Origin of the sequence: Streptomyces araujoniae, from assembly GCF_050871195.1 — a bacterium.
Taxonomy (GTDB): Bacteria; Actinomycetota; Actinomycetes; order Streptomycetales; family Streptomycetaceae; genus Streptomyces; species Streptomyces bacillaris.
In genome coordinates this window covers 1975754-1986100 of sequence record NZ_CP194070.1, presented here as the reverse complement: position 1 = coordinate 1986100, position 10347 = coordinate 1975754, and the positions used below count along the sequence as shown (strand labels likewise).

The 10347-nt window shown below is 73.6% G+C and carries 9 protein-coding genes; 4 read left to right on the top strand and 5 right to left on the bottom strand.

Annotated features, from left to right (window positions below; translation table 11 throughout):
- Positions 1-217 precede the first annotated feature (217 nt).
- Entirely contained in the window at positions 218-1252 is a 1035-nt protein-coding gene (locus ACQ9ZG_RS08475; RefSeq protein ID WP_499280212.1) for a Strvi_7410 family MBL fold metallo-hydrolase, read from the bottom strand.
- 197 nt (positions 1253-1449) lie between these two features.
- On the opposite strand from ACQ9ZG_RS08475, the gene ACQ9ZG_RS08470 reads away from it, so the two are divergent.
- Together ACQ9ZG_RS08470 and ACQ9ZG_RS08465 are read left to right on the top strand one after the other, a co-directional pair.
- Positions 1450-2928: an aldehyde dehydrogenase gene (locus tag ACQ9ZG_RS08470; protein ID WP_109916861.1), complete on the top strand. Its 1479-nt coding sequence runs from the start codon at positions 1450-1452 to the stop codon at positions 2926-2928.
- Entirely contained in the window at positions 2928-3161 is a 234-nt protein-coding gene (locus tag ACQ9ZG_RS08465) for a ferredoxin (protein WP_028415425.1), read from the top strand. Before ACQ9ZG_RS08470 ends, ACQ9ZG_RS08465 begins: the two co-directional genes overlap by 1 nt.
- 31 nt (positions 3162-3192) lie before the next feature.
- On the opposite strand, the gene ACQ9ZG_RS08460 is transcribed toward ACQ9ZG_RS08465, so the two are convergent.
- Genes ACQ9ZG_RS08460 through ACQ9ZG_RS08445 form a run of 4 tightly spaced genes read right to left on the bottom strand, consistent with a single transcriptional unit; the run spans position 3193 to position 8702 of the window.
- Positions 3193-4470 (bottom strand): MFS transporter, encoded by a 1278-nt coding sequence (locus ACQ9ZG_RS08460; RefSeq protein WP_018486889.1) that lies wholly within the window; start codon positions 4468-4470, stop codon positions 3193-3195.
- Between the two features lies 1 nt (position 4471).
- A complete protein-coding gene (locus tag ACQ9ZG_RS08455) occupies positions 4472-6325 on the bottom strand; it encodes a condensation domain-containing protein (RefSeq protein WP_499280211.1) in 1854 nt (617 codons plus the stop codon).
- Positions 6322-7632 (bottom strand): DUF6271 family protein, encoded by a 1311-nt coding sequence (locus tag ACQ9ZG_RS08450; protein WP_109916455.1) that lies wholly within the window; start codon positions 7630-7632, stop codon positions 6322-6324. The genes ACQ9ZG_RS08455 and ACQ9ZG_RS08450 overlap by 4 nt, the downstream gene beginning before the upstream one ends.
- Positions 7614-8702, bottom strand: a complete 1089-nt coding sequence (locus ACQ9ZG_RS08445; protein WP_084995930.1) for a phytanoyl-CoA dioxygenase family protein — start codon at positions 8700-8702, stop codon at positions 7614-7616. The genes ACQ9ZG_RS08450 and ACQ9ZG_RS08445 overlap by 19 nt, the downstream gene beginning before the upstream one ends.
- A 440-nt stretch (positions 8703-9142) precedes the next feature.
- Between ACQ9ZG_RS08445 and ACQ9ZG_RS08440 the strand changes: the two genes are divergently transcribed.
- Positions 9143-10000 (top strand): class-II aminoacyl-tRNA synthetase family protein, encoded by an 858-nt coding sequence (locus ACQ9ZG_RS08440; protein ID WP_026237313.1) that lies wholly within the window; start codon positions 9143-9145, stop codon positions 9998-10000.
- Positions 10001-10054: 54 nt separating this feature from the next.
- On the top strand, positions 10055-10306 hold the full coding sequence (locus ACQ9ZG_RS08435; RefSeq protein WP_018486884.1) for a hypothetical protein: 252 nt from the start codon (positions 10055-10057) through the stop codon (positions 10304-10306).
- The last annotated feature ends 41 nt before the right edge of the window (positions 10307-10347 follow it).

Below are 10347 nucleotides of genomic sequence, written 5' to 3'. Positions count from 1 at the left end.
CTGCCCCCGGCCGCTCACGCTCCGCGGCCGGCGGCGCCGGGTTCCTCCGTACGGGCATGATGACGACTGGCCCACCTTACCGGGACGTAGGGTCGCTCCCCGGGGCGGCCGACCGCCGGGTCGTCCGGAGGGACCAGCGCCGGACGCGGGGTACGGCTCGCAGGGGGCGGGGCCTGAGGGCCCGGCCCGGACGGAACCGTCGTACGCGGCCCCCGGCTCAGACCGCTATGTACGTGACCGGGTCGCTGCCGCCCACCGCCTCCGCGCGCCCCAGCTTCACCAGCCGGCGCAGATGGGACTCGGCCTCCGACACGGCGATCGACCGGGAACCGTGCGGGATCCGCTCCCAGGGCCGGTTCCACACCATCCGCTCGGCCAGCTGCCACGGGGTGAGCGGGGTGGCGAGCAGGGCGAGGAGCCCGGTCAGCCGCTCCTCGTGGTGGTCCAGCAGCTCCCGGACGCGGCCGCCCGCGCCGGTGAACGCGTGCTGGTGGGCGGGGAGCACCTCGGCCACGCCGAGCCGCCCGATCCGCTCCAGCGAGGCGAGGTAGTCCCCGAGCGGATCGGTCACCTCGGTGTCGTCCGGGTCCTCGTACAGCCCGATGTGCGGGCTGATCCCGGGCAGCAGGTGGTCCCCGGAGAAGAGCCGGCCGTGGCCCGGGAGGTCCGCCGGATGCCGTTCCTCCAGATGGAGGCAGACATGGCCGGGCGTGTGGCCGGGGGTCCAGATGGCGCGCAGCCGCCGCCCGGGGAGGTCGAGCAGCTCGCCGGGGACGATCTCCCGGTCCGGGAGGGCGGCGCGCAGGCCGGGCAGGGTCCGCAGCCGTCCGGCGTCGCGGGCGGCGAGGTGGGCGTCGGGGGCGCCGACGTCGGTGAGCTTGCGGGTGAGGTAGTCGAGCCAGGTGCCGGGCTCGGCCTCCCGGGTGCGCCGGACGACCGCGGTGTCCGCCGCGTGCATCGCGATCCAGGCGCCGGAGGCCTCGCGGACCCGGCCGGAGAGGCCGTGGTGGTCGGGGTGGTGGTGGGTGACGACGATGCCGTGGATGTCGGTGACGGAGGTGGCGAGGGCGGTGAGCCCGGCCGTCAGGGTGTCCCAGGAGGCCGGGTCGTCCCAGCCGGTGTCGACGAGGACGGGGCCCCGGTCGGTGTCGACGACGTACACGAGGGTGTGGCCCAGCGGGTTGTCCGGGATGGGGACCTTGATGCTGTGGACGCCCCCGCCGTGGCCGAAGACCTGTGTCACCTGAGTCATGGGCTCCCCGTCTCTGCTCGGTGAACTGCCCCCACTTTAACGAGAACTCGTTCCATTGGTAGCCCGGGCCAACCATGTCCGCGCCGGATCCGCGCCTCCCGGGTCCGGTCCGCGCCGTGGACTCCTGGAACGGGAACTGGTATCAGTTCTGACGAACAGTCAGTTAGGTGCGCGCGGGTTCGCGGGAGGCGGCAGCCATGACGGAACGTAACGACCGTACGGAGCTGGTGGAACACGGACAGCTCTTCATCGGCGGGGAGTTCACCGATCCGCTCGGCGCCGACGTCATCGAGGTGGTCTCCCCGCACACGGAGCAGGTCATCGGCCGGGTGCCGCACGCCTGCGAGGGCGATGTGGACCGGGCCGTCGCCGCCGCCCGCCGCGCCTTCGACGAGGGGCCGTGGCCCCGGATGGCGCTGGACGAGCGGATCGCGGTGATCACCCGGATCAAGGACGCGTTCGCCGTGCGCCACGAGGAGTTCGCGCGCCTGATCAGCGCCCAGAACGGCACCCCGTACAGCGCGAGCGTGATGGTGCAGGCGCTGGCCGCGATGATGGCCTGGGACGCGGCGATCACGGTGGCGCGCTCGTTCCCCTACGAGGAGCGGCGGGACGGGGCCCTCGGCCCGCTGCTGGTCCGCCGGGAGCCGGTCGGGGTGGTGGCCGCGGTCGTCCCGTGGAACGTCCCCCAGTTCACGGCCGCCGCCAAACTGGCCCCCGCGCTGCTGGCGGGCTGCACGGCGGTCCTGAAGGTGTCACCCGAAACCCCGCTGGACGCCTACCTGCTGGCGGAGATCGCGGCGGAGGCGGGGCTGCCGGAGGGCGTCCTCTCCATCCTCCCGGCCGACCGCGAGGTGAGCGAGTACCTGGTGGGCCACCGGGGCGTCGACAAGATCTCCTTCACCGGCTCGGTGGCCGCCGGCCGCCGGGTGATGGAGGTCGCCTCCCGCAACCTCACCCGCGTCACCCTGGAACTGGGCGGCAAGTCGGCCGCGGTGATCCTGCCGGACGCGGACCCGGAGGCGGCGGTCGCGGGCATCGTCCCCTTCGCCTGGATGATCAACGGCCAGGCGTGCGTGGCCCAGACCCGCATCCTCGTCCCGCGCTCCCGCTACGACGAACTGGCGGAGGCGTTCGCGGCGGCGGCCGGGGCCCTCCGTGTGGGCGACCCGCTGGACCCCGCCACGGAACTGGGCCCGCTGGTCGCCCGCCGCCAGCAGCAGCGCTCCCTCGACTACATCCGCCTGGGCCAGGAGGAGGGCGCCAAGATCCTCACCGGCGGCAGCGTACCCGCCTCCCAGGAGCGCGGCTGGTACGTCGAGCCCACCCTCTTCGGCTCGGTCGACAACTCCATGCGCATCGCCCGCGAGGAGATCTTCGGCCCGGTGATCTGCCTGATCCCGTACGGGGACGAGGCCGAGGCCGTCCGGATCGCCGACGACTCCCCGTACGGCCTCAGCGGCAGCGTCTGGACCGCCGACACCGGACACGGCATCGACATCGCCCGCCGCATCCGCACCGGCACGTTCAGCGTGAACACCTTCAGCCTGGACATGCTCGGCCCGTTCGGCGGCTACAAGGACTCCGGCCTGGGCCGCGAGTTCGGCCCCGAGGGGTACGGCGAGTTCTTCGAGCACAAGATGATCCACCTCCCCGCCGGCTACCGGGAGGCCTGATGGGCGACCGCTGGCACGTGGAGGTCGACCGCTCCGTCTGCATCGGCTCCGGCATGTGCGTCAACCACGCCCCCGACGCCTTCCGCCTGGACACCGCCCGGCAGTCCCACCCCCGCGCCGAGGACCGCGACGCGGGCGAACAGGTCCTGGCGGCGGCGGAGGGCTGCCCGGTGGAGGCGATCACGCTGACCCTGGCGGAGTCGGGGGAGGCGGTCTTCCCGCCGGAGGAGTGACCGGCCCGGTCCGGGCCGCTCACCCCGGGCGTCAGACCGCCGGTTCGCCCTCCGCCTTCCGGAGCAGCCCTTCCGGGGCCCGCCGCAGCGCCCGGATGGCCGGGACGGAGATCATGACGGCCAGGAGCAGGCACGACATGACCGAGGAGAAGATCAGCACCTCGTTCGCGCCGAACGTCTCGGCCGCCGGGCCCGCCAGCGCGCGGCCGAGCGGGATCACCATGATGGAGCCCGCGACGTCGTAGGCGGAGACCCGGCTCAGGACGGTGAGCGGGATGTGCGACTGGACGCTCGTCGCCCACATCACGCCCCAGAAGGCGAAGCCGTAGCCCGCGACGACATGGGCGACCGCCGTGGCCGCGAACGACCACTCCAGCGCCGGGGCCAGGGGGTTGAGGGCGAAGCAGAACATCGCCAGGGCGCCCGCCACCAGGGGGCGGCGGGGGCGGACCCGCATCCCGATCAGGCCGCCGATGATGGTGCCCGCGCCGTCGGCGGAGGCGATCCAGCCGTACCCGTTCGCCCCGTGCTGCTCGATCATCAGCGCCGCGCCCAGCGGCAGCGCCGGGCCGAACACGAACAGGCCGTAGACGGACCAGACCGCGATGACGCCCCACAGCCACTGCCGGGACCGGAACTCGTGCCACCCCGTGGCGAGCCTGCGCCACATCGGGGCGTCGCCCTCGTCGCGTTCGGTGCGCAGCTTCCGCAGCGGCACCAGCACCGCCGCGCTGAGCGCGTACGCCGCCGCGATGACCAGGTACGAGCCCGACACCTGCCAGTACGCCACGAGCAGGCCCGCGAGGCCGGGGCCCAGCAGGGTGCTCAGGGCCTCGGAGATGCGCAGCAGCGCGTTGGCCTTCTGGATGTCCTCCGCCACCCGGGGGACCATGCTCGCCATCCCCGGCTGGAACATCGCCGTCGCGGCGCCGCTGAGCGCCATCAGGCCCATGATCTGCCAGAGCGGCACGCTGTCCGAGGAGAAGAGCAGCACGGCCATGGTGAGCATGGCCACCATCCGCGCCAGGTCGGCGCAGATCATCATCACCTGCGGGGTGAACCGGTCGGCCAGCACCCCGCCGAACAGCACCAGCAGCACGATCGGGGTCATCCACGCGGCCAGCGCGTAGCCGACGCCGCTCGCCCCGTGGCCCGCTCCCAGCACGGCGGTGGTGAGGGAGACCATGAGCATGCCGTCGGCCAGCAGCGAGGCGCTGCGGGCCGTGAAGAACAGCCGGAACCGGCCCGACCGCCAGGGGCTGGGCAGCGGGTCCGGCTTCTGCCGGAGGGTCGTGTCGTCAACGCTCATGTCACACCTGCCGGCCGCGGCCGGTCCCTTCGTCGATGGTCTTCAGCCGACGCCAGGCGTCGCTCCGGTCCGGGCCGGCCGGCGGGTCCGTGACGAGCACGTAGCGGCGGGGCGCCAGGACCCCCGAACCGGCGGCCGGGATGAGGGCGGTCAGCGCCCGGTGGGCCTCCTCGGGCGTCAACGGGGTCTCCCCGCGGGCGATGTACGCGGTGAGGTGCGGCTCCGCGCCGGGTGCCCCGCCCGCGCTGCCGTCCGTGCCGGCCGTCGCCCCGGTGCCGTACGCGCCGTCCGCCGGGCCCTCCCCGCCGTCCACCGCCTCCGTGCCGTCCGGTCCCGGCTCCCCGGTCACGTGCACCGGCAGGCCGCCCACCGCCCGGCCGAGGGTCTCGCGCACGGCGTCGGGCGAGACCCAGCAGCCGTCCAGCCGCAGCCAGTCGGGGCCGCGTTCGGCGGGGCGGACCCCCGTCACCTCCGTCAGCGTGCCCATCGGCACGTCCCCGGCGGCGGCCGCCTCCAGCAGCAGGACCAGCCCGGAGAGGAAGCCCTCCGCCTCCTCGGGGGCGAAGAGCGAGGGGGCGGCCCACAGGGAGATGTGGAGCTGCGGGGCCGTCCGGTAGGTGAAGGCGAGCAGCCGGGTCGGCAGCGCCTGCGGCGGGCCCCAGACCAGCTCGTGCTCGGCGTCGTCCCCCTCCTGCGCGTCGGTGCCCAGGAGCGGGGTGGGCAGGGCGCTCACGTCGTTGAAGACCACGTCCCGGCCGAAGTGGCTGCCGCGCTCGGCGGTGACCCGGCCGATCATCTCCCACAGCCGTACGGAGTCGAACTGGCTGTGCCGGTAGGCGTTGAGCACCGCGCCCCAGGTCCGGGCGACCAGCGCGTCGAACGTCTCCACCCGGACGTCCAGGTGGAGCAGCGCGTCCTGGGAGGTGGTGGTCACCGAACGGGCGACCCGGGGGTGGAACCGGTTGGCGCTCGGAACGGCGGTGACACAGCTGTCCTGGCCCGCCCGGTGGGCCACCAGGGCGCACCAGGCGGCCATCAGCACGGTGGCCTCGGGGTGTCCGGTGCGGCGGGCCGCCCCGGCGAGCGCCCGGCCGCCCCGGCGGGAGCGGAGCGTCAGCTGCCGGGCCTCCTCGTCGGTCCCCGGCCGCCTGCCGCGCGGCTCGGCGAACATCTCCTGCGGCCCGGTGCGGATGATCCGCTCCCAGTACCGCAGGGACGCCTCCGACTTCCGCAGCCCGGCCGGGGAGGCCTCCACGGCGGCCAGGTCGACCGGGGGCAGGGAGGCGAGGTCCGGCAGCTCCTTGCCCGCCAGCAGTTCGGTGAACTCCTCGCGCAGGATGGCCATCGCGCTGCCGTCCGCCACCGCGTGGCTGAACGCCAGTGCCAGGTAGGCCGGTCGGCCGGCCACGGTGAGCAGCGTGATCCGTACCGGGAACTCCCGTTCCAGGGCGAAGCGCCCGGCCCGGGCCGCCCGCGCCACCGACTCCGCGTACTCCGCCGGTTCGCCGGGGAGTTCGGTGTGGTCGAGGACGGTCACCGTGAACGTGCCCTCCGCCGCCACGACCTGGTCGACCGGCGCGGTCCCCGGCGGGTGCGGGAAGGTGGTGCGCAGCCCCTCATGCCGTACGGCCAGGGTGCGCAGGGCGTCGGTCACGGCCTCCTCGGAGGTGCCCCCGGGGACCGGCCACACATCGTGGATGTTGATGTGGGTGGGGTCGTCCCGCAGGATGCAGCGGATCATGTTGGCCTGGCCCATGGTGATCGGGCCACGCCGCTCCTCGCCGCCCGTGTAGGCGACGGTGAGGGTACGCGGGGGGATCGGGTGCACGGTGTCCTCGGGGGCGGGGGAGTTCATCGGGCCACGGACAGGCCCGTGTCGGCGCAGGCGCGGGTCAGCGCCTGCCAGTGGTCCAGCAGGAACGCGAAGTCGGCCATGCCGCCGTGGACTTCGGCCGGCAGGGCGTCCCGGCGGGCGGCGAGCGCGTCGGCGACCTCCGCGTACCGGCTGCCCAGGCGCCGGTAGGCCCGCTCGACCGTCCCGAGGCGGTGGACGTTCTCCTCCGGCCCCCGCGCCAGGCTCTCGCGTACGAACTCCGCGACGGCGGAGGTCCGCAGGCGGTTCTCCGCGTCGAGCAGGGTGTCACCGGCCGCGGTGGTCCGCGCGTGCACGGCGTTGAGGTACGTCTTCGCCAGCAGGAACCGGGCGAAGCGCAGCTGGTAGGCGAGGAAGCCCGCGTCCGTACGCCGCTCCTCCGTATGGAAGTTGACGATGTGCCGGTTGTGCTGGACACCGGGCAGCCGGGCGTCGTGGGCCAGGCCGAGCAGGAAGTAGTCGGTGCCGATGGTGTCCGTGGCGGGCGGCAGCGGCACCCGGCGGTAGACCTCGTGGTCCAGCGCCACGTTGCACATGTCCACGCGCGTCGGGCTGACGGGCGCGAGGGTGGTGCGGTCGCCGTCGAAGGCGGTGTCCCCGGCGCCCCGGAAGGACTCCTCGACCAGATGGCCGCGCCAGATCGCGGGGCAGTCGTCGGGGATCGAGAGGCCGACCAGCTCGCGGTAGACCTCCGGGTCGCGGTCGTGGATCTCCGCGATGTCCACCGACATCTCCCCCACGAAGGAGCCGCCGACGACCGCCACCGGACGGTCACCGGTCCCGGGCGCGACCCGGTGGCGGGTCGCCCGCTCCTTCACGTCGTCGGCGGGCCGGCCCAGGAAGGCGAGTTCCTGGTGGAGGGGGAAGACGGGCCGTCCGTCGAAGGACTGGTAGCGGCTGTCGGAGTCCCGGCGGTGCACGGAGGCGCAGCCGAGGGCCTGGGCGATGAGGAACGCCCGGTCGGTGCAGGCGCCGTAGGAGACCCGGGAGGGCAGCAGCAGCTCCAGCAGCCGGTCCGGGTCGGCGGCCGCGGACCGGCCGATCGCCTCGCGCAGGAAGCCGCGCTGTCCGTCCTCGTCCAGGTGGTGGACGGTGACCCCGGGGGCCGGGGGCAGCGCGGCCACCGCCGCCCGGTGCGCGGCGAGCACCGGCGCGGGGGAGGAGTCCAGCACGAGGAGATGCACCTCGACACCGAACTCCCGCGCGCCGTACGCCGCTTCCTCGCCGACCGCCGCGATGGTGGCCGCGCACTCCCGGTGGGTGGGCAGGGTCAGACAGACGCGGCGCACGAAGGCTCCTCGGTCCCCGCGGCGGGCGCCGGATCCCCGGCCGGGTCCTGCCAGGAGTCCAGCCCCAGCAGCCGGCGGCCCAGCGGGTTCAGCTCGGCCGTGGGGTAGCGCTTGGACTCGTGCAGGACGGGGTCGCCGACCAGGGTGCGGTTCCAGCGCGGGGTGCGCAGATGGCGCCAGGACTCCACCCGGGACTTCCGCAGCCGCTCGTGCTCCTCCAGCGCGGGCATCATCGAGAGGTACTGCACGGCCCGTACGCCGTTCTCGGAGAGGTTCCGGGCCACGCCGTGGGCGAGCAGGCCGTTCCAGATGAGCAGGTCGCCGGGGCGCAGATCCGGCCGTACGACGGGGAGTTCGTCCCGGTCGATCGCCGGGCGGAGCGGGTCGCGGTCGGCGCTCTGGCGGGTCTTCCAGGTCTCGAACTGCCGGAACAGCTCCGGGCAGCACTGGAAGCCGCCGGTCTCCGGGCTGGTGTCGTTGAGCGCGATGATGCCCTGCACCCGCTGCGGCGGCACGCCCAGGGTGGTGTCGATGTCCCAGTGCAGCTCGATGTCGAAGCCCCGGTCGGTGGGTTCGATCAGCGCGCGGTCGCGGATGCCCCGGTTGGGCGGGTTGAGGTTGAGCCGGTCCAGCGTGACCCACAGCTCCTCGCTGTCCCAGACGTCGACGAACGCGTCGTACACCCGCTGCGACTGCCGGTTGTCCCAGAGGAGCTGGTGGTGGTACGCCTCCACGAAGCCGTAGATCAGCAGCTGCTGGTCCAGTTCGGAGCGGAGCGGCCGCTCCTCGTACCAGCTCTCCGGCCGGTCGGGGTCCAGGCCCTGGAAATCCCAGGTGAAGTCCAGCAGCCGGCGGGCGTGCGCGGCCGGGATCGCCTCCCGGACGATGACGTAGCCGTAGGTCTGCCAGTGCGCGAAGTCCTCCTCGGAGAGCACCCGGAGCGGCCGCGACTTCTTCAGCTCGCGCAGGGTGGTCTGGGCGAGGTAGGACTCGCCGTCCGCGCTGAAGTACGGGAGGTCGGACGCGGCGCGGTGCAGGCGGGGCCGCCGCCGAGGCGGGGGAGTCGTCATGAGGCTGATGACAGGTCCTTCTCTCGGCCGGTCCGGGCGGCGCCCCGGGTGCGCGGGGGCCGGCCGCGATCGGCACGGACAGATGGCTGCGTCGTGGTGAACGGCGTTGTGACCACGTCGGTCAGCAGGATTGGTCCAGACCGCTGCGCTGTCAAGTGCCGTGCCGATATGCGGATATGGGGGCCGCTTCCTTCTCCGGGGCGGCGGAAACCGGACATCTGCCGTTCGCCCTCTTTGGTCTAGACAACACCGGACGGACGGGCCTAGGGTCCAAGGGCGCGGACGGATTGCATGACCGGTCGTCATATCCGTACATCCGTCCCCGCCTGCCCTGCGGCCGGTGAAGGCCATGCCCGGCGGTGCTGCCGGCACGACGACGTCCTCCGTGGGCCCGCCGGTCGATCCGGGCGCGTGCCCCCATGGAGAGAGAACACGGTTCGATGAGCGCATCCGGCATGACGGCCCTTCCGGGCATAGAGCTGCAGAGCCCGGGCCCCGGGCTGATCACCCTGGACCCGGTCCGCACCGCGCTGTTGAGAGGCCTGGACGACCTGCTGTCCGGCCTCGCCGCGCGGCTCTCCGCCCCCGAGGTGCTGGGGCCGCCCCTGCTCTCCGTCGAGGGGCTGGCGCGGCTGGACTTCTTCCGCAACTTCCCCCACCTCGGGGTGCCCGCCGGGCGGTTCACCCCCGAGACGCTCGACGGCCTGGCCTCCGGCGAGGCGCCGCAGGACCTCCCCCTGGTGCCCACCGGGCATCTGCTCCCCTCCGCCACCTGCTACGGGCTGCTGCTCTCGCTGGAGGGCCAGGACGTGGGCGAGGACGGGCTGCGGGTCTCGGCGGTCGGCCGCTGCTTCCGCAACGAGACGCACTACGACGGGCTGCGCCGGCTGTGGGGCTTCCACATGCGTGAGGTGCTCTACCTCGGGACCAAGGACGGGGCGGGCGAACACCTGGAGCGCGGGGGCGAGTTCGTCCAGGAGGTCGCGGCGCGGCTGGGGCTGACCCTGACCCGGGCGGCGGCCGACGACCCGTTCTACGACAAGGGCGGCTCGCGGGCCCGGCTGATGGCGCTCGACCCGGTGAAGTTCGAGTACAGCGCCCCCGACGGCACGGCCATCGCCTCCGTCAACCGGCACCGCAACTTCTTCGGCGAACGGCTCGGCATCCGGGCCGGCTCCCACGGCTCCGCGTACAGCTCCTGCGTCGCCTTCGGCGTGGAGCGCTGGGTGCACGCGATGATCCTCGCCCACGGCTCCGCCGACCGCGCCCTGGACCACCTCCGGGCCGCCGCCTCCTGACTCCCGCACGCCGGTCCCCGGCGGCCCCGAACGACGAGAGGAACGATGCCCACCATGGAACAGGTCCTGGCGTGGCTCCACGAGAAGAACCCCGGCCTCGACGGTGAGATCCGCTCCGACGAGGACCTCATCGAGGCGCGCCTCATCGACTCGATGGACTTCCTGGAGTTCATCGACCTCCTGGAGGAGATCTCCGGTGACACCATCGATCTCCAGGAGGTCACCATCGACGACTTCCGCACCCTCGCACGGGTCCAGGAGCGGTTCCTGAACTCCGCCGGCCCGGCGGAGGTTCCGGCCGGCTGACCGCACGCCGCCGGGCGGCGGCCGACCCGGCCCCCGGCGCC